Genomic DNA, 22,699 nt, shown 5'->3' on the forward strand with positions numbered 1-22,699 from the left:
CTTGTAGTAAACTACACGAATTGTAAATTATAATGAAATTACGTCTTGTAATCTAAAATATGCACGTTTAGATGCTATTTCTTCTGCTTTTTTCTTAGATGTTGCTCTTCCTTTTGCTAAAATCTTATTGTCTACAAATAACTTTACACTAAAGTGTTTAATAGTATCATTTCCGGTGTCCTCATAAACTTCATAATTAATGTGTTTTTTAACTTTCTGACACCATTCTATAAGTACACTTTTGTAACTTGTAATTTTACCTTCTAAACGTTCAATATCTACATAAGGTTCAATTACGGTTCTGTTTATAAATTTTTGACAGGCTTCATGTCCTTTGTCAATATAAACAGCACCTACTAAAGATTCAAACATATTGCCATGTACATTGTCTCCAAAATTCTTTTTGGGTACATTACTATCAATTAAATTGATTAATGCTAAATCTCTACCAATTTCATTTAAGTGTTCTCGGCTTACAATTTTAGAACGTAATTGAGTAAGATCTCCTTCAGAACCAGCAGGTATTTCTTTAAATAAGTATAATGCTATTGTTGAGCTTAAAATGGCATCTCCTAAAAATTCTAATCTTTCGTAATTTAAAGGGATTCCTTTTTCCGTCTTTTTTTTAACAGAACTGTGTGTGAATGCTTTTCTATAGTATTTCAGATCATTCGGTCTAAAACCTAGAAGTTTTCTTATTGTAGCCAAAAATTTCTCGTCCTGTTCAGAGCGAGGTTTTAAGATGTTGCTAATAAAACTCATTTTCTATTTAAGCGTCTAGCTTCTTGAAAACTACACATGCATTATGTCCTCCAAATCCAAAAGTATTACTCATGACCACTTTAACATCTCTTTTTTGAGCTTTGTTAAGCGTTAAGTTAAGGCTTGGATCAATATTTTCATCTACAGTAGTATGGTTAATTGTTGGAGGAACAATACCATGCTTAATAGATAATATTGAAGAAATAGCTTCAATAGCACCAGCAGCACCCAATAAATGTCCAGTCATAGACTTGGTTGAGTTAATGTTAATGTTTTTAGCATGATCTCCAAAAACTTCTTTTATAGCCTTAAGTTCTGCTACATCACCTAATGGAGTAGAAGTACCATGTGTGTTAATGGCATCAACGTCTTCAGGTTTTAAACCTGAGTTTTCCAAGCAATTTTTCATAACAACAATTACGCCTCTTCCTTCAGGATGAGGTGCTGTCATATGATAAGCATCAGAAGATAAACCACCACCGATTAGTTCGGCATAAATTTTTGCTCCTCTTGCTTTTGCATATTCATATTCTTCCAAAACAATTGCCCCAGCACCTTCTCCTAATACAAAGCCATCTCTAGTGGCATCGAAAGGTCTTGAAGCTGTTTCTGGAGTTTCATTTCTGGTTGATAATGCATGCATAGCATTAAAGCCACCCATACCTGCCATTGTTACAGCGGCTTCACTACCACCAGTAACAATTACATCACAGTGTCCTAAACGAATGTAATTTAAAGCATCGAACATGGCGTTAGCCGAAGATGCACAAGCTGATACAGTAGTATAGTTTGGGCCCATAAATCCATTTTTGATTGAGATATTACCAGGGGCAATATCGGCAATCATTTTAGGGATAAAGAAAGGGTTGAATCTTGGAGTACCATCTCCACTTCCAAAATTTAAAACTTCATTTTGAAAAGTTTCGAGACCTCCAATACCTGCTCCCCAAATTACGCCTACGCGTTCTTTGTTTATGGTTTCTAAATCTAATCCTGAATCTAAAATAGCTTCGTCAGAGGCTACCATAGCATACTGGGTAAACTTATCCATTTTACGTGCCTCTTTTCTGTCGAAAAAGTCAGTAGGATTAAAATTTTTGATTTCACATGCAAACTGAGTTTTAAACTTGGTTGCGTCAAAATGGGTAATAGGTGCTGCACCACTAACGCCGTTTACTAAACTATTCCAGTAAGCGTCAACGGTATTACCAATTGGTGTTAAAGCCCCTAGTCCGGTTACAACTACTCGTTTTAATTCCATATGAATAAGAAAGGTTCTTTGATTGATGATAAAGATACAAGCAAATCACTAAAATGATTTGCTTGTAACTCCTGTTTTAAGTATCTTTAGATTACTTTTTAGCTTCTTCTATATAGCTGATTGCTTGACCTACAGTTCCGATATTTTCTGCTTGATCGTCTGGGATTTGAATATCAAATTCTTTTTCAAATTCCATAATTAACTCTACAGTATCTAAAGAATCTGCTCCTAAATCGTTAGTAAAGTTAGCTTCATTAGTTACTTCATTTTCGTCAACGCCTAGTTTGTCAACGATAATAGCCTTTACTCTTGATGCAATGTCTGACATAATTTTTATAATTTTTTAATTTAATTATTGGCAAAAATATAAAACTTTAAGTTAAATAACTCATTTGCCAATAAAATATGAGGACTAATTTAAAAAAAATAGTTTAACTTTTAGATTATTCCTCGGTATTTGTTAATAATAATTCTTTTTTTTGTGATACAAATTTACATATTAATGATGAAAAGAATTGTTATTTTGGCCTCAGGCTCCGGAACCAATGCCGAGAATATTATCAAGTATTTTCAAAAAAGTAATGTTATTGCGATAACACAAGTGCTGTCAAACAAGAAGGATGCCAAAGTTTTGGAAAGGGCTAAAAGATTGAATGTCAGTAATTTTAGTTTCGACAGGGATGACTTTTTTAGATCTGAGAAAGTTTTAGATATTTTAAAAAAGGAAGCGGACTATATTGTTTTGGCAGGTTTTTTATGGAAAATTCCTGAAAATATTATTGAAACTTTCTCTGATAAAATCATAAATATTCACCCTGCATTATTACCAAAATATGGAGGCAAAGGAATGTATGGAGAAAATGTACATAAAGCAGTTGTTTTGAATAAAGAACAAGAAACGGGTATCACTATTCATTTGGTAAATGAGAATTATGATGAAGGTGCCATTATTTTTCAGGCAAAAGTAGCAGTTGCTAAAGATGATACCTCTGATGATGTTGCTAAAAAAATACATGAATTAGAATATGAGCATTTTCCTAGGGTAATTGAGGAGGTTATCCTAAAGGATAAAGTTTGATTCGTTGATTGACTATTAAAATTAAACGTCTCTTCGAGTGCCACGCTTTTAGCGTGGTGTATCGAGAAGTGCAGTGTAAAAAATGTTCTCGATATCCCGAAGCATCGGGACGTAAACTTTTTAGGAAGCGATAAAGTAAGCAATAGCATCACTCGAACTGACGAAAAGGAATTAATTGTAACTATCAATTTAATTTTAAAAATGGCAAAAAAGAAATTTTACGTAGTCTGGAAAGGAAAGAAAACAGGCGTTTTCACTTCTTGGAATACGTGTAAAAAACAGATTGACGGTTTTGCTGGAGCTCAATATAAATCTTTTGCCTCTAAAGAAGCGGCAGAAAAAGCCATAAAAGGAAGTTACGAAGACTATAAAGGGAAGGATACGAAAAAAGTAATACTTTCAGCAGCGGAATTAAAACAAATTGGGAAGCCAATTGTGCCATCTATCTCAGTAGATGCAGCTTGTAGTGGAAATCCCGGAAAAATGGAGTATAGAGGTGTTGAAACTCATTCTAAATCACAATTATTCATTCAAGGCCCTTTTGAAAAAGGCACAAACAATATTGGTGAATTTTTAGCTTTGGTTCATGGATTAGGTTATTTAAAGCAAAAAAAGATTGATTTACCGCTATATTCAGATTCTAGAATAGCCATGAGTTGGGTTAAAAAAGGACAATGCCGCACCAATTTACAAATTACGAATGAAAATAGACCGTTGTTCGATATGATTAAACGAGCTGAAAAGTGGTTAAAAGAGAATCCTGATTACTATCGAAAAGCTACTATTCTAAAATGGGAAACTAAAGCGTGGGGTGAAATTCCTGCGGATTTTGGAAGGAAGTAGTTACAATTTATAAGTAATCGAAAACATCCAAATTCTAGGTAAAATATAGGTTCTTTGGTCTGAAATGATATATTCAGAGAATGAATTTTCATTTTTAAAATTTGCTCCTAAAATATTTGTGCCACTTACTTTAAAACCCCAAGCACTATCTTCTTTTTGATAGAATAAAGATGCATTGGCAATTTCATAGTTGTTTTTTTGGTTATTATTATCTCGATACGTATTACTGGAATAATCTGCCATTAGAATAAATCCGTTTAAAAAATCGTATTCAAAATTAATATATGGGTTTTCATTTGTAAATTTTGAAGATAAATTTTCGGAAGAAAAATTACTATAATTTTTCTTAAACCCAACTTCTATGTTTGGCCATTCTTTAAAATTGGTAGCCAATTCCAAACCAAAACCAGTGGAGTTCGATTTATTTTTAGACAATGTTCCATTAACTTCCTGAAAATAATCCGATAATGTTAAATTTCCATTCACTTTTGTAATAATTTTGCCGAATGTTTTTCTAATATTTCCCCTGAACATCCATCTAGTTTCTGGGTTATCTGTTAAAAAAGGCATACTAAATCTGTCAATACCTTGTAATTGTACTTGACTCCTTATACTTTTAACTTTTTTGTTATAAGAGGCACTACCGCTCATTGCGATACCACGATACATGCTGAATTTCGTATATAATAATCTTGCAGAATGGTAGATTTCATTTTCTAACTGTTCATTACCACGAGTTACCGCATTATAGCCAAGTAATTGAAATTTATTGGCAAATTTTGGGGCATCAGAAAATCTACTTTTTAAGTTGTAATTGAATCTTAATTTTTCTGAGCTATTAATTTCTACATTTGTTAAAAAATCAGGTAAAACAACCCACTTATTTTTATGGGTTTGTGTGGCTTGATTTGCTTTCCAGTTGTAATTATGAGCTGAAGCTCCATATTTTACCTCAACAATACCAACTTTAAACTTGTGTTGCATTGCTAAATAAAAGTCGTTAATTCTATAATTTAAATCATTACCAAAGTCAGCAGTATTAAAGTTGTTAATTGAACCATTAGTTAATACTTGGTATTCATCTGTAATATATTTTTCATCTAGTGTGTTATTACCCAGCGTTGTATAAATATGGTTGCTTCTATTCAATACCCAATAATGTTTAAACAGTACGTTAAGGTTGTGTAGTTTTAAACTTTTTATTTGATTGATATTATATTCATTATCATTTTGTAAAGGTATCAACCCTTGTAAAATGGGCTGGTTTGTTAGCCAGTTGGTATTCGGATTACTTTTATCATATTGATAATTCACCGTCAAAGAAGTGGTATGTTTTCTTGACAGTTTTTTATGCCATTCCGCATTTTGCTTTACCGTAATGGTGTTGTCTTCTGTGGTTGAATTTAAATTTGTGGTTATTGTCGGTGAAATAGAAGAAATACCATCAAAATCTGAATTATTAGAAGATTTAAAAAAACCCGAATACGAAACATCATCGTTATCACCCGGTGCGTAGTCCAACGAAAGTTTTCCTAAAAAAAATGAATTATCGGTACTTCCGTTTACAATTTTACTTTCAAGGGTCTCTTCATTTTGGCTCAGGTATCGATTTTCGGTTTCAACTTGTGTTTCATTTTGAGTATTGGAGTAAATACTATAACCTGAAACATCCCAATTGTTATTGATTTCTTGGCTAATATTTACTGCACCAAATTTATTGATACCGCTTTTAAAATCTTGGTTGCCCAAAAAACCTGAAAAGGCATTGTTTGAGAGCTGAAAATAAGAACTGGGATCGCTCAGCATTTTACCGATACCACCCTCGAACTCCAAATAATCTTTTATGGTAAAGGATTTTACACCAATATCATTGATATCACCAATAAAATTTACGTTGGTCTTTGGGCTATAATAGAAAATATTGGGATGCACCAAATAATGCTTGTCCGTTCCCGCCCCCGTTTCAATATCGCCAAAGGTAAAGCGTTTTTTGTCTTTTTTCAGTTTAATGTTCATTGCCATTTGGTCACTGTCCGATAGCCCCTTTAACATGATCACTTCCGTATAATTGTCAATGACTTCAACCCCATCAACGGCATCTGCGGGTATGTTTTCTACCCCTAATTTTGTACCGCCTCCAAAAAAAGGTTTATTGTCCACCAACAATTTGTTTACTTTTTTGCCCATTACCGTTACACCACCGTTTCTGTCTACTTCTACCCCAGGTAATTTTTTAAGTACTTGTTTTAACTTTCTTTCCGTACCTGTTGTAAAGGCATCCGTGTTATAAGTGATAGTATCTTCTTTAACGCGAACAGGAACCTCTTGAATAATAATTACTTCATCCAATTTATTTGTAGATGGTTTCAGCGGAATATTTTTTATAATATTCTCTGTCAGTTTCACTTCAAAACTAACCTGCTGGAAGCCCAAATAACTAACGGTAACTTTATAGTTTTCTTTTGCCTGAAGCACCAACTTATACCTGCCTTTTTCATCTGTAATTGCAAATACCATCTCTATATTGTCTGATAATGGTTTGGCAATTATATTCGTATAAGGTAAAGGTTTTCTTAAGGTATCGGTAACTAAACCATTTATTGTTTGACCAAAGAAATCAGAAAAGGATAAGATAAAAATGAAAATAAATGCCTTTTGTATACTTATTTTTAAGTACATAGAACCGTTTGAAATTAATGTATTAAGTTATAATCGTTTTTCTATTTTAAACATCTTTTATTTATAATACTTTGAATTCGCAGCCAACATTACGAACCTCTCGTATGTTCCTCAACTTATTAATTTTTATTAGAATCAATAAATTGACTTTTAAATGTACCTTCAGTTTTTTTAGTATACTCCTCTTCTGTTAATTCTGTTCCTTTTTTATGTCCCTCAATCGTAATTTCTTTTTTTGAGTTTAACTCGATTTTATCAACAAAATAAGTTCTATTTGGACCTTCATTTAATTCTAAAACTAATCCAGGTAAACCTACATAATTTTTAGGCCCTAGAGGGATAGGAATTTTTGGAGCATACCAAGCGATTACATCCAAGTTGATTATCTTTCCTTTTCTATTTTTAAACGTTTTTATTGAAACTGCCTTATAGCATAGATAATCATTTATCATTTTTGTTTCATTGATAAGCTTCCATGTAATATCATTAAATTTAGATGAAATATTAAATAGATTTCCATCAAAATCTTGCTCCCTTATAATTTTTTGTTCTGCTATGTCATAATAATATGTGCTAGTTAAACGCGTTAGTATTTTTGAAATTTGACGTATCATTTCCCTTTTACCATCCATCTCCATAACTTCTTCTTCTTTAAAAATGGCTTTGTTATTGTTCACCAACAATTGCATATTTATATTATCAACTTCCTGTAAAATCAATTTGTCTCTTTTCGTCGTTTTTATGTCAATATGTTTATTAGCAATAAGTCTTGTTTTATAATTAATTTTTGCTTGACTATTTATTTGTGCAAAACCATTAACCTGAAAAGTTGAAATCAGGATAATTAGTACATATATTTTTTTCATGATTTTTAAGTAGTTTAAAGAACATTTAGATAATAAATTACAGGAAATACTATCTAAATGCTCACAAATTATTTATTCTTTTATTCAGCCCATCCTCGCCAACACCAATAATAATACCAGTTCATTAGAGAGGCACCATTTCCATCATCTATATCTCCATACTTAAGCTCATCTGCTTCTAACTTTTTAATTGCATAATCAAAGCAATCTGTATAGGTTATCTCAACATAAAAAAGCTCATCAGGTTTTTCAATTTCATTTTCTACTAATGAGATGTCTATGGAAAAAGAATCACTAATTGATTCAATCTCATTTCCTGCAAAAGCAAAAGAAACTGTTAATAATAATGCGAATGTCAATACTACTTTTTTCATCTTAATTAAATTTTAAGATTAATACTGAAATTTCATTTGAAAACCTTTCCTCCTTTTCTTCAAAAGAGAGTCGTAATTTTAAAGGCATTTTCTGTACAAAAAATGGTATCTTTGCACTTCCTCCAGTGGGGCTAGTTAACTTACATAGGCAACTGGTTTTAAATTAAACATTTCGAACTGTTATTTTATTTACCTCAACTGGAGGTTTTTTTTATTCTTCTACGATTCTGTATTTTTCTTAAAACACAGTCTTATTTGTTAGGTTAGAAGATTAGTTATGTGCAAGTTAATTTTTTTTTTTTTCTAAAATGTAGAGAAAAACCGCAATATTTCTGAAATAAAACCGCAAATAATTACGGTCTAAACCGTAAAAAGTATGGATTTTTGTAAGTAGAGTAGAATTGTAAATGTAGAAAATTGGCAAATTGGAAATCATTTGCCAATTTAGTTTTCCTTCGGGTGTTCTTATATTTAGTGGATTAATTTTAACTCAACATCCCTTTAGCTCTAATAACCGCCTGAACTAATTTATCAACTTCCTCTTTGGTATTGTAAAAAGCAAATGAAGCACGTACAGTTCCTGGAATTTTGAAGAAATCCATAATTGGTTGTGCACAGTGATGTCCAGTTCGTACAGCTATACCCAATTTATCCACAATGGAGCCAATGTCATAAGGGTGTAGCCCTTCAATATTAAAAGAAATGACTGAGGTTTTAGCTCCTGAAACATCGGGGCCATAAATTTTTAAACCGTCAATTTCTAATAATTTTTTAGTAGCATACTGAAGTAATTCATTTTCATAATTGGCAATATTGTCAAAGCCAATCCTGTTCATATAATCAATGGCAACCCCAAAGGCTATACCACCACATATGTTAGGTGTACCTGCTTCAAATTTATGAGGCAAACCTGCATACGTAGTTTTTTCAAAAGAAACTTCAGCAATCATTTCGCCACCACCTTGGTAAGGAGGTAATTTATTTAGCCAGTCTTCTTTTCCGTATAAAAATCCGGCACCTGTTGGTCCACACATTTTATGAGCCGATGCTACGTAAAAATCAACATCAAGAGCTTGTAAATCGGCTTTTACATGTGGGGTTGCTTGTGCTCCATCAATGAGAACTGCGGCACCCGCGTTGTGGGCCAAATCAATTATTTTTTTTATTGGGTTAATAGTTCCCAATGCATTAGAAATATGATTTACAAAAACCAATTTGGTGTTGTCAGAAAGCAAATCTTCGTAAACATCCATCATCAATTCACCATTAGTATTCATCGGAATTACCTTTAAAATAGCTCCGGTACGTTCGCAAAGCATTTGCCAAGGCACAATATTAGAATGATGTTCTAATGCCGAAACAATAATCTCATCTCCTTTTTTTAATAAAGAAGAAAATCCATTTGCAACCAAATTAATTCCGTGTGTAGTACCCGAAGTAAAAATAATTTCATGAGCATGTTTGGCATTAAAATGATGCTGAATTTTCTGACGAGCTTTTTCGTATGCATCTGTAGCTTCTTGACTCAATGTATGTACGCCTCGGTGGATATTAGCATTATAATTACTGTAATAATCTACAATGGCATCAATTACTTGTTGAGGCGTTTGAGAAGTAGCGGCATTGTCTAAATATACCAACGGATAACCGTTAACTTTTCGTTTTAGTATCGGAAAATCAGCTCTTATTTTTTGAATATCAAACATATATCTTTTTTAGAATGATTCTAAATACAAAACTACAAAATAGAAAATGCTTTTATTTGCTTTGGTCTATTAATTTTCAAGAAAAAATTAGTTGGTTTTTTTATAACTCCATACGGCCAATCCGTTCATAACAATAGCATAGAGAAGTGTTTTGGAGAGTTGTGGAATAATATCTACAAAACCAGAACCTTTTAACATTACCATACGCATTACTTCTACAAAGTATTTAATAGGGTTAAATTCCGTAAGGTATTGAGCCCATTTTGGCATGCTTTCAATGGGTGTAAACAAACCACTCATTAAAATAAAAATAACCATAAAAAACCATGCAATAAACATGGCCTGTTGTTGTGTATCTGTAAAGTTTGAAATGAATAAACCAATCCCTAAAACAACTAAAATATAAATGGAAGTGTAAAAATACATTAATGCCAAACTACCAACCATAGGAACATTAAAAACGATTTTTGAAATAATTAGTCCAACCGTTAACAAAGCCAAACCAATAATCCAAAAAGGGAAAAGTTTACCAATTATAAACTGGCTTTTTTTTATGGGTGTGACATTAATTTGCTCTAATGTTCCAATTTCTTTTTCTCGAACAATATTCATTCCCGAAAGAAAAAGTGTAATCATGGTAACCAACAATACCAAAATACCGGGAACCATAAAGGTTTTGTAATTTAAAGTTTTGTTATACCAAAAAGAAGGTATGGTTGTAATATTAACGGGTTGTATTTGAGATTTATCAGATACTTGCATTAAATCGATCATAAGTTTCTTATTGAAACTTTGAATGATCTGAGTTACATATACATTTTCTACACCAGCGGCCGCACCATCAATGGCATTTATAGTAACCCCTAAATTATTGAATTTTTCGTTTTGTAAATCGCGTTCAAAATAAGAGGGAATTTCTAATAGCACATCAACATTACCTTTTTGCATGGACTCATTTGCTAATTTTTGTGATGGATAATTGGCAACCACATTAAAATAGGTAGAAGCATGAAATTTTTCAATTAAGGCTCGTGATGTTGAGCTGTGATCGTAATCAATATATCCAAATTTGATGTTTTTTACATCAAAAGTTGCAGCGTTGGCTAATATTAACAGTTGAATTAAAGGCATAACAAAAATAATAGGCAACATAGATTTGTTTCTAAAAATCTGTTTAAATTCTTTTTGTATGATATATCCTAATCGCTTCATTATTCCAGTCTGATTTTATATTTTTTGATACTCAAGCCAATAAAAAACACTGTCATTCCTAACAAAATCAAGGTTTCTTTCCAAAGAAATTGCAAGCCGACGCCTTTTAGCATAATTCCTTTAACGATAATAATAAACCATTTTGCAGGAATAACATTACTGATAACCTGTAACGGTACCGGCATACTTGAAACCGGAAAAATAAAACCAGATAATAAAATAACGGGTAGCATCAATCCCATTAAAGAGATCATCATTGCGGTTTGTTGTGTTGCGGAAATGGTTGAAATTAAAATACCTAAGGCGAGTGATGTTATAATAAAAATAACACTTTCTATTCCTAATAAAAATAAACTTCCTTGAACGGGCATTTTAAAGATGAAAATGCTTAAAACAATAATTACAATTGCATTAATTATGGAAAGAAAAATATAGGGGAACACCTTACCAATAATTACTTGAAAAGGTTTTAATGGAGAAACCAATAGAATTTCCATAGTTCCTAATTCTTTTTCGCGTGTTATAGAGATGGAAGTCATCATGGCCGAAACTAACATCAAAATAATAGTCATTACACCCGGTACAAACATGTATACACTTTTTAATTCTGGATTATAAACCATGCGTGTTTGAGGTCTAATTTGATAAGCCATTGTACTATTTTTGTTCTGTTCTTTTAGATAACTTTGAAGAATGGCATTTACATAATTGCTAATTGTATTAGCGGTGTTTGGGTCTGTGGCATCAGTAATTACCTGTATAGTTGAATGGTTTTCTTTGATTAGATTTTTACTAAAATCTTTTTCAAAATTTAATACTGCTTTAACCTTACCTTTTTTAAAAACCGATTCAATGTCTGATTCTTTTTCTAAAAATTGATGGATACTGAAATAGTTGGAAGCCGATATTTTATGGATTATTTCCTTTGTAGTTACATCTTTCGAGTGGTCTAAAATAGCGATGTCAACATTGTTAATTTCGTTTGTAATAGCAAACCCAAATAGTAATATTTGAGCAATAGGCATCCCGAAAAGGATAAATAACGAACGCTTATCTCTAAAGATATGGTAGAATTCTTTTTTTATAAAGCCTATAAATCTTTTCATCCTCTAGCTAATTTTAAAAACACATCATTCATGCTTTTTGCATTAAATTGTTCTTTTAGTCTTTTTGGAGTGTCTAACGCTTCTATTTTACCATTAACCATAATGGATACTCTATCGCAATATTCGGCCTCATCCATATAATGTGTAGTCACAAAAATAGTGGTGCCTTCATGGGATGCTTTATAAATCATTTCCCAAAATTGCCTTCTGGTAATAGGGTCTACACCGCCTGTTGGTTCGTCTAAAAACACAATTTTAGGGTCGTGTAATAAGGCGACTGAAAAAGCTATTTTTTGTTTCCAGCCTAAGGGTAAGGAACCTACTAAGTGATTCGCAATTTTTTCTAAACCTAATTCTTCGATTAAAGCGTTTGATTTTTCTTTGATCCTTTTTCTAGATAAACCATAAATACCTCCAAAAAAAGTGATATTTTCTTTAACGGATAAATCGTCGTACAATGCAAATTTTTGACTCATATAACCAATGTTTTTTTTAACATCTTCGGTATTGGTAAAAACGTTGAAACCTGCAACATCTGCTTCTCCAGAAGTTGGGTTTGAAATGCCAATTAACATTTTTATCGCGGTGGTTTTACCCGCACCATTCGCTCCTAGAAATCCAAATATTTCACCTTTTTTTACGTCAAATGTGATCGCATCAACGGCGGTGAAATCTCCAAATTTTTTTGTCAATTCTTTTACGTGTATGACGTTGTTATTTTGCATCATTTTGCTAGCTCCATAAAAGTATCTTCTATGGTTGCTTTTGTTTTTTCTATGGTTATATTTTGTAATCCGTTTTTTTCTAGGTATTGCCGAAGTTCAGTTGGATTAAAATTATCTCTTTTATCTGTATAATGAACAAATTCTCCAAAAGGGTACATGCTATATGTGTGTTCAAATTCTTTTAATTTTTGAAGCAATTCATACATGTCTTTTGATCCTATGTTATAGATTGTTTTAGGAAAATGTTTGACAATATTAGCGGGTGTGTCAATTTCTAAAATTTCACCATCTTGAATCAATGCAATTCTATCGCACAGTGCCGCTTCATCCATATAAGGTGTAGAAACCAAAATGGTAATCCCTTTTTGTTGTAATCGTTTCAGCATTTCCCAAAACTCTTTGCGAGAAACGGGGTCAACACCAGTGGTAGGCTCATCTAAAAACAATACTTTCGGTTTGTGAATTAGAGCACAGCATAATGCTAATTTTTGCTTCATACCTCCAGAAAGTTTACCAGCCCTACGTTTTTTAAAGGGTTCAATTTGAACGTAAATTTCTTTGATTAATTCATAGTTCTCTTCAATGGTTGTACCAAAAATAGTTGCAAAAAACGTAAGGTTTTCTTCCACAGTTAAATCTTGGTATAAAGAAAATTTTCCAGGCATATAACCCACGCTTTTTCTAATATTTTTATAATCTTTTACAACATCAAAACCCGTGACGTTCGCTTTGCCTTCATCCGCAATTAAAAGCGTAGTAAGAATTCTAAATAAGGTTGTTTTGCCAGCACCGTCGGGTCCAATTAACCCAAATAATTCGCCAGGATTCACTTTAAAAGAGATGTTTTTTACAGCTTCAACTTTTCCATAACTTTTACTGATATGTTCAAGGTTAATGCTCATTAGGGTCAGGTTTATTGGCGTTCAACTTTTTACGATTACTAGGGTAAGTGGTGAGTATAAAAATTAAAGTCCAAACACTTACTCTAAAAATCATGGCTTTAATACTTTCTGATGATACAGTATCAATAATAAAGTAGAGAAATAATAGCATTAGCGTATGTATTAATAAGATATAGATGATCATCGTTTTAGCGGATGGCCTTTGTCGCCAAATCAATAAGGAAGTTAAAACTGAGATCACGCCTAATACTATGTTGTAAATGACCAACCAGATGAGAATAGTATAGGGTTTGGTGTCAATACCTATTAGAACTTTAGATCCTGCGAAAATGGACATTAAGCCAATAAATAAAGCGAGTATTGCGGCGACTTTTTTCATTATTATGTTTGTCTAAATTTTTGATATTATCTGTTAGTAAAGTGGCTATTGTACCCACATCTCTGCTGGCATACCAATTTTTAAACTGCCATCATTGGATACATCAACTTTTACGGCATATACTAGTGCCACGCGTTCTTCTTTAGTTTGGATAATTTTTGGTGTAAATTCGGCTTCAGAGGCAATCCAGCTAATTACGCCATTATAAGATTTCATAGTGTCTTCATCGTCAATTTTTACGGTTACTTTTTGACCTATTTTTAGTGTTGATAATTGCGTTTCACTTACATAAACACGTAATTGCATAGTTTTTAAATTTGCTATTTTGTAAAGTGGTTTTCCAAAAGTTGTAATTTCATTTGGTTCTGCGTATTTCGTTAAAACCGTACCGTTTATGGGATTTATAATTTTGCTTTTGGCAATTAAATCTTGAATTTGTTGTATTTGAATATCAGTGCTTTTTAATTCGTTTACCACAGGGGCATTTTGGATTTCTACACTTCTAATTCTATTTTTAATAACATCAATTTCACCCAATACATCGTCCAGTTGCTTTTGTGTTCCGGCATTCTCGTTGATTAAATTCTCTACACGATTCTTATTGGTAGTTGCTGTTTTTAGTTGTGCATTTAATACATTTATTTGAGACAATACACCCTTAGATTTTGAACCAATTACCATTTTAGAAACGCGAAGCTGTTCTTTTTTTAAATACAAAGCTAAGGTGTCTACATAACCTATAAATTGATCTTTTTGTAGTGTAGCTCCTTCTTCAACGTCAAATTGTAATAACTTTCCGTTATTTTCGGCTGATATGGTTATTTCCGTAGCCTCAAAATTTCCGTAGCCATCTGCTTTATCACTTTTATTACAGGAAATTAAAAAACCTATAATTACACTTAAGGCTGCTATTTTCTTTATGATTTTCATTTTATCGTTGTTTGTGTTTGTTCTGTCTATAAACCTTTTGTAACCTGATAATTCGCTTTTGACATTAACAGTTGTGTTTGGTGTGTGCTTAAGTTATTTTCTGCCTCGTATAAATTAGTCAGTTCGGTTATATAGGCAGACGAGGTTATTACGCCATGTTTTAATTGAGACGCTGCTGTTGCTAAAACCTTTTTTCGTAATTCAATAATAGTTTGATCGGTAGCTATAAAAGTTGTTATTTTTTCAATTTCTGATTTTTGTTGTTCCAATTCTATAGAGGTGTTTAGTTTAAAAACTTCGGAAGTAGTGTCAATTATGTCTTTATTGATTTTTAAGGATTGTCTTTGTTTTTTATTGGCATTCCAATCAAATACATTCCAATTTAGTTTTAGACCAACGATATAATACGTTTGAAAAGAATTGTCAAGCATATTTAAGCCTGGGTTTCCATATCCGCCTTGAGCGAAGCCAATAAGTTTTGGGGCTTTTTGTTTTTTTGTTAGTGCTTCTGTTTTATTGATTTGTTCTTTTCTAAGCTCAAAAAGATTTAACTCTGGTCTTTGAATATTTGAAGTAAAATCTAAGTTATATGATGGTTTTTCTAATTTGATGGTGTTATCCAATTCCTTACCAATTAATGATGATAAGGTAGAAATTAATGAAGTCCGGTTGAGGTCAGTTTCAAGGATCTGCTGATCAATTTTTAAAATTTCAGCTTCTAGAACTTGGTCGGAGGCAGGCAATATAATTCCGTATTTAATTCCTGCTTTTATTTCTTTTAATTTGGCTTCTAATTGTTTTATTTTAGAGGTGAGTAAGGCTGTTTTTTCCTGTAAGAGGATTATGGAAAAGTAGACTTGGTTTATTTTATTTTTTAAGGAATATAAACTGACAGCTACTTCTTTTTGTTGGGTTTTAAGATTTGCTTTTTTTAAGTCTATAGTAGCATTTACAAGACCACCTGCATAAATTAATTGATTTACGTTTAACGTGGCTTTGTATTGGTCTTTATTTAAGGGTTCAACGGTGATGTTTGGAATTGAAAATGGGAATTCAATCACATCTGACTGATACGTAGCTTGTCCGGCAAGATCAATTGATGGGAGTTTTTCTGTTTTAATGGTTTCAATGTCTAAAGTGTTTTGTTTGGCCAATAACTCATGTTGTTTTGCTAATGGATAATTCGTAGTCACCAAGTTATAACACTTTTCAAGAGAAATTTCTTCCTGTGCTAACATTGGAATAGTGAATAGTATCAGTAAAATGAGTGTTCTATTTTTCATTACTTCCGTTTTATTGCATTGATAATAAAATTTGAGACTTCCGTTTTACGTTCTTCCATTAAGTGATTAAAAGTGTTTTCGTCGGTATTTGTAATACTTTTGATTAATGGTTTGGCTAAAAAGGGAAAGATGTTCAAGGCTAAAATATTGATGAATAACTGCTCTGCTTTTATGGGTATAATAGTTCCTTTTTTCACTTCTCTTTCAAGTTGTTTCTTAAACTTATCGATAGTCGGAAATCCAATAGTTTTCTGAACCTTTGAAATGAAGTCTGTATTTCTGTTGAGTTCTTGAAAAATAAAATTGGGTAAATATGGATGCTCAGAAATAAAAGCGATGTAATTGTTTGTAAAATTTTTAATCTTGTCGTCAATGGAAGAATTGTCGTCTAAAATAGCCTTAATTTGAGGGGCAATTAATGAAAATGCCTTGTGAAAAACGGTTTCAAACAGTAGTTGTTTACTTCTAAAATAATAATGTAATAAGGCTTTGTTAATACCGGCCTCATCGGCAATTTCTTGCATACGTGCTCCATCCAAACCTTTGCGTTGAAAAATTACTTCTGCGGCATTTAAAATGTCTGTTTCCGTGTTACTATCTTTTGTTTTTAATTTCATGTTTAACTGTATGGTTTAACCAAATGGTTAACAAAGGTAAATGTTTTTTTTTACCTAACAAATTAAATTCTATTTTTGTAGACAATTGAAAAAACCAATTAATGAAGAAATTAATAAAGTACATTTTATTATTAGCTGTTTTAGCACTTGTTTACCTTGTGTATATAAATTATCCAAGATTAAATATGATAGCTGGGTATTCTGCAAAAAACATGGCGTCATCAGTGTTTTTGGCTGATAGAAGTTTTGAATTTACAGATAGTATTGATAATAGTTTTACACCAATAAATGGTGCCGCTGATGAGATTAATGAAAAAGAGAAATCAGCAACGTCTTCCGTTTACGGATTACTAACTCGAAAAGCAATTTATAGAAATGGGTTAGGAGCTGTATTGGTTCCAAAAGGAGCAGATGAAAATGAAGCCTACTTAATGCCCAAGCGTAACCAAGCTAAAAATGGATTGGCTTTTCCGTACGGAGCGGGTGAACAAAAAGATTCAGTATTTGAAAACATTAATTATAAATTGTTGCGAACTGCAGTTGATAGTATGTTTAACAATAATGAAGTAAAACAAACGAGGAGTGTTTTAGTAGTGTATAAAGATCAGATAATTGCAGAAAACTATGCTGACGGATTTGATAAAGATTCTAAGTTGGCGGGTTGGTCTATGACTAAAAGTATAACGGCTACTTTATTTGGTATTTTACAAAAACAAGGAAAGCTAAATATTACTGATAAAGCACCTGTAGAAAGTTGGAAAGATGACGAAAGAGCGGAAATAACAATCAATGATCTATTGCACATGAATAGTGGATTGGAATGGGAAGAAAATTATAAAGAAATCTCTGACGTTACAAAAATGCTATTTTTAACTGACAATATGCCTAAAATTCAAGAGGATAAACAGTTAATTGGAACCCCCAATGAAACTTGGAATTATTCTTCTGGAACTACCAATCTACTTTCTGGAATTTTAAGAAAACAATTTAATTCACATCAAGAGTATTTAGATTTTTGGTATGCTGCCCTAATTGATAAAATAGGGATGCATTCCATGCTTGTAGAGGCTGATATGGATGGAAATTACGTCGGTTCTTCTTACGGTTGGGCAAACACACGCGATTGGGCTAAATTCGGACTGCTTTACTTGCATAACGGCAATTGGAATGGTGAACAGGTTTTTGATCCGTCATGGGTAGATTATGTAAAAACACCTACCAATGGATCAGATGGTGAATATGGTGGTCATTTTTGGTTAAATGCTGGAGGTAAATATCCTGATGTTTCAAAAGAGCTGTATTCTGCAAATGGTTTTCAAAAACAACGTGTTTTTATAATTCCTTCGAATGACTTAGTAATTGTTCGAATGGGATTAACAAATGGAGAAGATATTGTTGATTTTAATGCTTTTTTAAGAGATATTATTAAAAGTATTCAGTAGAAAAAAAGTAGGCTAAATAAAAAAACAGTCAACACGTAATGTTGACTGTTTTTTAGTTTTTTAATCCGATTTTTTAAACATCAAAACCTAAACTAACGTCAAGTTTTTGAGCTATAATCTTGGTAATTCTAGTTTTTAATTCGGGTATTTTAATTTTTTGTAAGGCATCATTCGCGAAAGCATACAATAATAAAGCATTTGCTTCTTTTTTAGGAATACCACGAGAACGTAAGTAAAATAAAGAATCTTCATCCAATTGTCCGATGGTACATCCATGTGAGCATTTTACATCATCAGCAAAAATTTCTAACTGCGGTTTAGCATTTATTGATGCTTTGTCGTCAATAAGAATATTATCATTTTGCTGAAATGCATTGGTTTTTTGAGCTTCTTTATCAACGATAACTTTACCATTAAAAACGCCAGTAGAGCTATCAAAGTAAATACCTTTATACAACTCGTGACTTTCACAATTTGGAAATTTGTGATTTACAAGCGTGTGATTGTCCACTAATTGTTTGTCCTCAATAATCGTAATTCCGTTCAAGTTAGAAGTGATATGTTCTCCTTCTTGATAAAATTCTAGATTATTACGAGTTAGGCTACCACCAAAAGAAAATGTATTTACAGAAGCTACACTTTGTTGCAATTGTTTTACATAGGTACTGTCAATTAAAGATGCTGTTTTTCGATCATTTTGAATTTTATAATAATCAACGATAGCTCTTTTTCCTGCAAATATTTCAGTAACTGAGTTGGTCAATACAACGTTCTCATTCAAACTTTGATGACGCTCTACAATTTGCACATGCGAATTTTCACCAACAACTATTAAATTACGGGGTTGTAGTAAAACATCAGTTTCGATTCCTGTAGAAAAATGAATAATTTGAACCGGTTTTGGTACAACAGTATTCTTAGGTACATTGATATAGGCTCCTTCTTTAGAAAAGGCTGTGTTTAAAGAAGTAATACTGTCTTCTTTTCTTGCAATAGTATTAAAATAATGGTCAATGACCATTTTATATTTTGGTTTTGAAAGAGCAGCAGAAAGCAAACAAATATCAAATCCATCATGAGTAGTCTCTGATAAAAATGAGCTATAAACACCGTCTACGAAAACAATTTTATAAGAATCAATTTCATGTAAAAAGTAGTTCTTTACATTCTTAAATTCAATGGCAGATTCTATTTTTGGAAAGATCTTATAATCGTGTTTTAAAACTGATTTTAAAGAGGTGTATTTCCATTCCTCATCTTTTTTTGTAGGAAATCCTTGCTTTTCAAAACGGTTAAATGCTTCAGAACGGATATCTTGTACTTTTCCATCCGCATCAGCACTTATTTTATCTTCATAAACTAAGAATGAAGTAATTAATTTTTCTTTTAAATCCATAAGATCATTTTATTTCAACCAGTCGTATCCTTTTTCTTCTAACTCAAGAGCCAATTCTTTTCCTCCAGATTTTACGATTTTACCATCGTGTAAAACATGTACAAAATCAGGAACAATATATTCTAATAAACGTTGGTAATGCGTAATTAAAATAACGGCATTGTCTTTACTTTTTAATTTATTAACTCCGTTGGCAACAACCTTAAGAGCGTCAATATCTAAACCAGAATCAGTTTCATCTAAAATGGCTAATTTTGGTTCTAACATGGCCATTTGAAAGATTTCATTTCTCTTTTTTTCTCCACCAGAAAAACCTTCATTTAATGAACGAGATAAAAATTTCCTATCAATTTCAAGTAATTCTGCAGTTTTCTTAATTTTTTGAAGCATATCCTTTGCAGGAAGTTCATTAAGACCATTAGCCTTACGAGTTTCATTAATGGCAGTTTTAATAAAGTTGGTAACTGATACTCCCGGAATTTCAATTGGGTATTGAAAAGATAAAAAGATACCTTTATGTGCTCTATCTTCTGGAGCCATATCGTCTAAATCTTCACCGTTTAAAATAACCTGACCTTCAGTTACTTCATAATCTTCTTTACCAGCAATTACACTTGATAACGTACTTTTACCTGAACCATTTGGGCCCATAATGGCATGAACTTCACCAGCCTTAACGCTTAAGTTAATTCCTTTTAGTATTTCCTTGTCGTCAATGTTGGCGTGTAAATTTTTTATTTCTAACATGTAGCTATTCTTTATTGTCTTATTCTGTAATTGTCATCGTAATTTGCTCATAGAAACTATTGTCTAAGATTTTAAATTCGATGCTTTTATTATTTTTTATTATTGTGGCAATGGCCACTTTTTTCTTATTATATACGGTGTCTTTCTGTTTATCTAATTTGTCAAAATTAATCTCAGAAAAGTTAGTCGTTTTAGCTTTTTCACCTTCAAAATCAGTCACACTATTTTTAACAATTGTTAGTGGAATTTTATGTTTTGATCTGGTGAAATTACCATCCACTGATTTGTTTTGTCTTCAATCTTTTTAAAGTCAAATGCAACTGGTGCTCTTTGCTCAAAGCCTTCCTCTTTCGAAAAATCAATAGATACTTGATAGGATTCGTGCTGAAGGCCAAGATATTGAAGACCTATTAATAATGCCAGATAGATGTAATTTGTTGCTTCTACCATAACTTGTTAACCTACACTTCCTTCTAAGCTTATTTCTAATAATTTTTGAGCTTCAACAGCAAATTCCATCGGTAATTTATTTAAAACTTCCTTACTAAAACCATTTACAATCAACGCAATGGCTTTATCTGTGCCAATACCTCTTTGATTACAATAAAACAATTGATCTTCACCAATTTTAGAGGTGGTTGCCTCATGTTCTATTTTAGCCGTTTTATTTTTAACTTCTATATATGGAAAAGTATGAGCTCCACATTCATTTCCCATCAATAAGGAATCACATTGTGAGAAATTACGAGCATTATCTGCTCTCGAATTTACTTGAACTAAACCACGATAAGAATTTTGAGATTTACCTGCAGAAATTCCTTTAGAGATAATAGTACTTTTCGTGTTTTTACCTAAATGAATCATTTTTGTGCCCGTATCTGCTTGCTGATAATTATTAGTAACAGCAATAGAGTAAAATTCACCAACAGAATTATCTCCTTTTAAAATACAACTCGGGTATTTCCAAGTAATAGCAGAACCAGTTTCTACCTGTGTCCATGATATTTTTGCATTTTTTTCACACAATCCACGTTTGGTCACAAAGTTATAAACCCCACCTTTACCGTCTTTACCACCAGGAAACCAGTTTTGAACCGTTGAGTATTTTATTTCAGCATCATCTAGTGCTATGAGTTCTACTACTGCAGCATGTAATTGATTTTCATCTCTTGCCGGGGCAGTACAGCCTTCAAGGTAACTCACATAACTACCTTTGTCTGCAACTACTAGTGTACGTTCAAATTGACCTGTTCCTCCTTCGTTAATTCTGAAGTATGTTGATAATTCCATAGGACATTTTACTCCTTTCGGAATGTAACAGAAAGAACCATCACTAAATACAGCACTATTTAATGCAGCATAAAAATTATCAGTTTGTGGCACAACAGAGCCTAAATATTTTTTAACCAATTCAGGGTGCTCTTGAATTGCTTCAGATATTGGCATAAAAATAATGCCTTTCTCTGACAATGTCTTTTTAAAAGTAGTAGCAACAGAAACAGAATCTACAACAATATCAACTGCAACATTTTGTAGTTTCTTTTGCTCATCAACTGAAATACCAAGTTTGCGATACATTTCTAACAAATCAGGATCTACATCATCTAATGTTTTGTTTGGATCTGCCGCTTTTGGAGCCGAATAATAACTGATTGCTTGAAAATCTGGTTTTTTATAGTTGACGTTAGCCCAATCAGGTTCTGTCATAGCTTCCCAAATTCTAAAAGCTTCAATACGCCAGTCCGTCATCCATGAAGGCTCATTTTTCTTTTTAGAAATAGCTCTAACAACATCTTCATTTAGTCCTATAGGGAATTTATCAGATTGAATATCTGTATAAAAACCATATTCATACTCTTTGGTTTCAAGCTCTTTTTTTAAATCGTCTTCTGTATATTTACTCATTCTTGTTTTTTATAGTGAAAAACTTTCCCCGCAACCGCATGTTCTGTTTGCATTGGGGTTTTTAAATACAAATCCAGTACCATTTAAACCACCAGAATAATCTAATGTTGTACCTACAAGGTACAAAAAGCTCTTTTTGTCTACAATTATTTTCACCGAATTTACTTCAAAAATTTTATCGTTTTCTAGTTGTTCCTTATCAAATTTTAATTCATAAGACAGTCCAGAGCAACCACCGCTTTTAACGCCAACACGTACAAAGTCAGTAGCGGCATCAAAACCGTCATCTTTCATCATTTCAATAACTTTATTTTTTGCTATTTCAGATACCTGTATCATAGTTAATATAGATTCGTTCTAAATAAGTGCAAATATAGGCTAAAATGGAAGAATTAGAAAATTATAAAGTTAAAAGATGCTTACATTATATTTAGGGAATATTAGGTCTTCAATGAAATGTCATTTGTCAGTCGGAATCTCATTTTC

Annotated in this window: 24 protein-coding genes; 3 read left to right on the forward strand and 21 right to left on the reverse strand. The window is 32.2% G+C overall.

Annotated elements, in window-relative coordinates; genetic code table 11:
- Nucleotides 1–27: 27 nt before the first annotated feature.
- The 3 genes from rnc to JBL43_RS18095 all read right to left on the reverse strand — a co-directional run bounded on the left by rnc (nt 28) and on the right by JBL43_RS18095 (nt 2,351).
- Nucleotides 28–762, reverse strand: a complete 735-nt coding sequence (rnc, locus tag JBL43_RS18085; protein WP_198842792.1) for a ribonuclease III — start codon at nt 760–762, stop codon at nt 28–30.
- Nucleotides 763–769: 7 nt separating this feature from the next.
- The gene (fabF, locus tag JBL43_RS18090) at nt 770–2,023 is read right to left on the reverse strand and encodes a beta-ketoacyl-ACP synthase II (protein ID WP_198842793.1); all 1,254 of its coding nucleotides are present in this window, start codon (nt 2,021–2,023) and stop codon (nt 770–772) included.
- A 91-nt stretch (nt 2,024–2,114) separates the two neighbouring features.
- Nucleotides 2,115–2,351: an acyl carrier protein gene (locus JBL43_RS18095; protein WP_117883955.1), complete on the reverse strand. Its 237-nt coding sequence runs from the start codon at nt 2,349–2,351 to the stop codon at nt 2,115–2,117.
- Between the two features lie 177 nt (nt 2,352–2,528).
- Here JBL43_RS18095 and purN point away from each other — a divergent pair, with 177 nt between their 5' ends.
- Together purN and JBL43_RS18105 are read left to right on the forward strand one after the other, a co-directional pair.
- Nucleotides 2,529–3,101, forward strand: a complete 573-nt coding sequence (purN, locus tag JBL43_RS18100; protein WP_198842819.1) for a phosphoribosylglycinamide formyltransferase — start codon at nt 2,529–2,531, stop codon at nt 3,099–3,101.
- Nucleotides 3,102–3,302: 201 nt separating this feature from the next.
- Complete coding sequence (locus JBL43_RS18105) at nt 3,303–3,944, forward strand: ribonuclease H1 domain-containing protein (protein WP_198842794.1); 642 nt, start codon at nt 3,303–3,305, stop codon at nt 3,942–3,944.
- Here JBL43_RS18105 and JBL43_RS18110 read toward each other — a convergent pair whose 3' ends face one another.
- The 12 genes from JBL43_RS18110 to JBL43_RS18165 all read right to left on the reverse strand — a co-directional run bounded on the left by JBL43_RS18110 (nt 3,945) and on the right by JBL43_RS18165 (nt 16,723).
- Nucleotides 3,945–6,623: a carboxypeptidase-like regulatory domain-containing protein gene (locus tag JBL43_RS18110; RefSeq protein ID WP_198842795.1), complete on the reverse strand. Its 2,679-nt coding sequence runs from the start codon at nt 6,621–6,623 to the stop codon at nt 3,945–3,947.
- 119 nt (nt 6,624–6,742) lie between these two features.
- On the reverse strand, nt 6,743–7,489 hold the full coding sequence (locus JBL43_RS18115) for a GLPGLI family protein (protein WP_198842796.1): 747 nt from the start codon (nt 7,487–7,489) through the stop codon (nt 6,743–6,745).
- A gap of 80 nt (nt 7,490–7,569) precedes the next feature.
- The gene (locus tag JBL43_RS18120) at nt 7,570–7,863 is read right to left on the reverse strand and encodes a hypothetical protein (protein WP_198842797.1); all 294 of its coding nucleotides are present in this window, start codon (nt 7,861–7,863) and stop codon (nt 7,570–7,572) included.
- A 485-nt stretch (nt 7,864–8,348) separates the two neighbouring features.
- A complete protein-coding gene (locus tag JBL43_RS18125; RefSeq protein WP_198842798.1) occupies nt 8,349–9,569 on the reverse strand; it encodes an aminotransferase class V-fold PLP-dependent enzyme in 1,221 nt (406 codons plus the stop codon).
- An 87-nt stretch (nt 9,570–9,656) separates the two neighbouring features.
- Nucleotides 9,657–10,781, reverse strand: coding sequence for an ABC transporter permease (locus JBL43_RS18130; protein WP_198842799.1), 1,125 nt, complete (start codon nt 10,779–10,781; stop codon nt 9,657–9,659).
- Entirely contained in the window at nt 10,781–11,887 is a 1,107-nt protein-coding gene (locus tag JBL43_RS18135) for an ABC transporter permease (protein ID WP_198842800.1), read from the reverse strand. Before JBL43_RS18135 ends, JBL43_RS18130 begins: the two co-directional genes overlap by 1 nt.
- Nucleotides 11,884–12,612: an ABC transporter ATP-binding protein gene (locus JBL43_RS18140; protein WP_198842820.1), complete on the reverse strand. Its 729-nt coding sequence runs from the start codon at nt 12,610–12,612 to the stop codon at nt 11,884–11,886. The genes JBL43_RS18135 and JBL43_RS18140 overlap by 4 nt, the downstream gene beginning before the upstream one ends.
- Nucleotides 12,612–13,514: an ABC transporter ATP-binding protein gene (locus JBL43_RS18145; RefSeq protein WP_198842801.1), complete on the reverse strand. Its 903-nt coding sequence runs from the start codon at nt 13,512–13,514 to the stop codon at nt 12,612–12,614. Before JBL43_RS18145 ends, JBL43_RS18140 begins: the two co-directional genes overlap by 1 nt.
- Complete coding sequence (locus JBL43_RS18150) at nt 13,504–13,893, reverse strand: hypothetical protein (protein ID WP_198842802.1); 390 nt, start codon at nt 13,891–13,893, stop codon at nt 13,504–13,506. Before JBL43_RS18150 ends, JBL43_RS18145 begins: the two co-directional genes overlap by 11 nt.
- A 45-nt stretch (nt 13,894–13,938) precedes the next feature.
- The gene (locus JBL43_RS18155; RefSeq protein ID WP_198842803.1) at nt 13,939–14,823 is read right to left on the reverse strand and encodes an HlyD family secretion protein; all 885 of its coding nucleotides are present in this window, start codon (nt 14,821–14,823) and stop codon (nt 13,939–13,941) included.
- 26 nt (nt 14,824–14,849) lie between these two features.
- On the reverse strand, nt 14,850–16,106 hold the full coding sequence (locus JBL43_RS18160; protein ID WP_198842804.1) for a TolC family protein: 1,257 nt from the start codon (nt 16,104–16,106) through the stop codon (nt 14,850–14,852).
- Nucleotides 16,106–16,723: a TetR/AcrR family transcriptional regulator gene (locus JBL43_RS18165; RefSeq protein WP_198842805.1), complete on the reverse strand. Its 618-nt coding sequence runs from the start codon at nt 16,721–16,723 to the stop codon at nt 16,106–16,108. Before JBL43_RS18165 ends, JBL43_RS18160 begins: the two co-directional genes overlap by 1 nt.
- A gap of 101 nt (nt 16,724–16,824) precedes the next feature.
- On the opposite strand from JBL43_RS18165, the gene JBL43_RS18170 reads away from it, so the two are divergent.
- Entirely contained in the window at nt 16,825–18,165 is a 1,341-nt protein-coding gene (locus tag JBL43_RS18170; protein WP_198842806.1) for a serine hydrolase domain-containing protein, read from the forward strand.
- 73 nt (nt 18,166–18,238) lie between these two features.
- Here the strand turns inward: JBL43_RS18170 and sufD are convergent, their stop codons facing one another.
- Genes sufD through JBL43_RS18200 form a run of 6 tightly spaced genes read right to left on the reverse strand, consistent with a single transcriptional unit; the run spans nt 18,239 to nt 22,552 of the window.
- A complete protein-coding gene (gene sufD / locus JBL43_RS18175) occupies nt 18,239–19,561 on the reverse strand; it encodes a Fe-S cluster assembly protein SufD (RefSeq protein WP_198842807.1) in 1,323 nt (440 codons plus the stop codon).
- A 9-nt stretch (nt 19,562–19,570) separates the two neighbouring features.
- Nucleotides 19,571–20,308, reverse strand: a complete 738-nt coding sequence (gene sufC, locus JBL43_RS18180) for a Fe-S cluster assembly ATPase SufC (protein WP_138948085.1) — start codon at nt 20,306–20,308, stop codon at nt 19,571–19,573.
- A gap of 19 nt (nt 20,309–20,327) precedes the next feature.
- Complete coding sequence (locus JBL43_RS18185; protein ID WP_198842808.1) at nt 20,328–20,528, reverse strand: hypothetical protein; 201 nt, start codon at nt 20,526–20,528, stop codon at nt 20,328–20,330.
- Between the two features lie 17 nt (nt 20,529–20,545).
- On the reverse strand, nt 20,546–20,758 hold the full coding sequence (locus JBL43_RS18190; RefSeq protein ID WP_198842809.1) for a hypothetical protein: 213 nt from the start codon (nt 20,756–20,758) through the stop codon (nt 20,546–20,548).
- A 6-nt stretch (nt 20,759–20,764) separates the two neighbouring features.
- On the reverse strand, nt 20,765–22,213 hold the full coding sequence (gene sufB / locus JBL43_RS18195; protein ID WP_198842810.1) for a Fe-S cluster assembly protein SufB: 1,449 nt from the start codon (nt 22,211–22,213) through the stop codon (nt 20,765–20,767).
- Nucleotides 22,214–22,222: 9 nt separating this feature from the next.
- The gene (locus JBL43_RS18200; RefSeq protein ID WP_198842811.1) at nt 22,223–22,552 is read right to left on the reverse strand and encodes a HesB/IscA family protein; all 330 of its coding nucleotides are present in this window, start codon (nt 22,550–22,552) and stop codon (nt 22,223–22,225) included.
- Nucleotides 22,553–22,699: the final 147 nt, after the last annotated feature.

Origin of the sequence: Aureibaculum flavum, from assembly GCF_016406085.1 — a bacterium.
In the GTDB taxonomy this organism is placed as follows: domain Bacteria; phylum Bacteroidota; class Bacteroidia; order Flavobacteriales; family Flavobacteriaceae; genus Aureibaculum; species Aureibaculum flavum.

Excerpts from the sequence above, each read along its gene's own strand:
- rnc (WP_198842792.1), bottom strand. The coding sequence starts at position 762 with ATGAGTTTTATTAGCAACATCTTAAAACCTCGCTCTGAACAGGACGAG.
- JBL43_RS18095 (WP_117883955.1), bottom strand. The coding sequence starts at position 2,351 with ATGTCAGACATTGCATCAAGAGTAAAGGCTATTATCGTTGACAAACTA.
- JBL43_RS18190 (WP_198842809.1), bottom strand. The coding sequence starts at position 20,758 with ATGGTAGAAGCAACAAATTACATCTATCTGGCATTATTAATAGGTCTT.
- JBL43_RS18115 (WP_198842796.1), bottom strand. The coding sequence starts at position 7,489 with ATGAAAAAAATATATGTACTAATTATCCTGATTTCAACTTTTCAGGTT.
- JBL43_RS18170 (WP_198842806.1), top strand. The coding sequence starts at position 16,825 with ATGAAGAAATTAATAAAGTACATTTTATTATTAGCTGTTTTAGCACTT.
- JBL43_RS18135 (WP_198842800.1), bottom strand. The coding sequence starts at position 11,887 with ATGAAAAGATTTATAGGCTTTATAAAAAAAGAATTCTACCATATCTTT.
- JBL43_RS18120 (WP_198842797.1), bottom strand. The coding sequence starts at position 7,863 with ATGAAAAAAGTAGTATTGACATTCGCATTATTATTAACAGTTTCTTTT.
- JBL43_RS18200 (WP_198842811.1), bottom strand. The coding sequence starts at position 22,552 with ATGATACAGGTATCTGAAATAGCAAAAAATAAAGTTATTGAAATGATG.
- fabF (WP_198842793.1), bottom strand. The coding sequence starts at position 2,023 with ATGGAATTAAAACGAGTAGTTGTAACCGGACTAGGGGCTTTAACACCA.
- JBL43_RS18130 (WP_198842799.1), bottom strand. The coding sequence starts at position 10,781 with ATGAAGCGATTAGGATATATCATACAAAAAGAATTTAAACAGATTTTT.
- JBL43_RS18110 (WP_198842795.1), bottom strand. The coding sequence starts at position 6,623 with ATGTACTTAAAAATAAGTATACAAAAGGCATTTATTTTCATTTTTATC.
- sufD (WP_198842807.1), bottom strand. The coding sequence starts at position 19,561 with ATGGATTTAAAAGAAAAATTAATTACTTCATTCTTAGTTTATGAAGAT.
- purN (WP_198842819.1), top strand. The coding sequence starts at position 2,529 with ATGAAAAGAATTGTTATTTTGGCCTCAGGCTCCGGAACCAATGCCGAG.
- JBL43_RS18145 (WP_198842801.1), bottom strand. The coding sequence starts at position 13,514 with ATGAGCATTAACCTTGAACATATCAGTAAAAGTTATGGAAAAGTTGAA.
- JBL43_RS18155 (WP_198842803.1), bottom strand. The coding sequence starts at position 14,823 with ATGAAAATCATAAAGAAAATAGCAGCCTTAAGTGTAATTATAGGTTTT.
- JBL43_RS18150 (WP_198842802.1), bottom strand. The coding sequence starts at position 13,893 with ATGAAAAAAGTCGCCGCAATACTCGCTTTATTTATTGGCTTAATGTCC.
- JBL43_RS18160 (WP_198842804.1), bottom strand. The coding sequence starts at position 16,106 with ATGAAAAATAGAACACTCATTTTACTGATACTATTCACTATTCCAATG.
- JBL43_RS18125 (WP_198842798.1), bottom strand. The coding sequence starts at position 9,569 with ATGTTTGATATTCAAAAAATAAGAGCTGATTTTCCGATACTAAAACGA.
- JBL43_RS18140 (WP_198842820.1), bottom strand. The coding sequence starts at position 12,612 with ATGCAAAATAACAACGTCATACACGTAAAAGAATTGACAAAAAAATTT.
- sufC (WP_138948085.1), bottom strand. The coding sequence starts at position 20,308 with ATGTTAGAAATAAAAAATTTACACGCCAACATTGACGACAAGGAAATA.
- JBL43_RS18105 (WP_198842794.1), top strand. The coding sequence starts at position 3,303 with ATGGCAAAAAAGAAATTTTACGTAGTCTGGAAAGGAAAGAAAACAGGC.
- sufB (WP_198842810.1), bottom strand. The coding sequence starts at position 22,213 with ATGAGTAAATATACAGAAGACGATTTAAAAAAAGAGCTTGAAACCAAA.
- JBL43_RS18165 (WP_198842805.1), bottom strand. The coding sequence starts at position 16,723 with ATGAAATTAAAAACAAAAGATAGTAACACGGAAACAGACATTTTAAAT.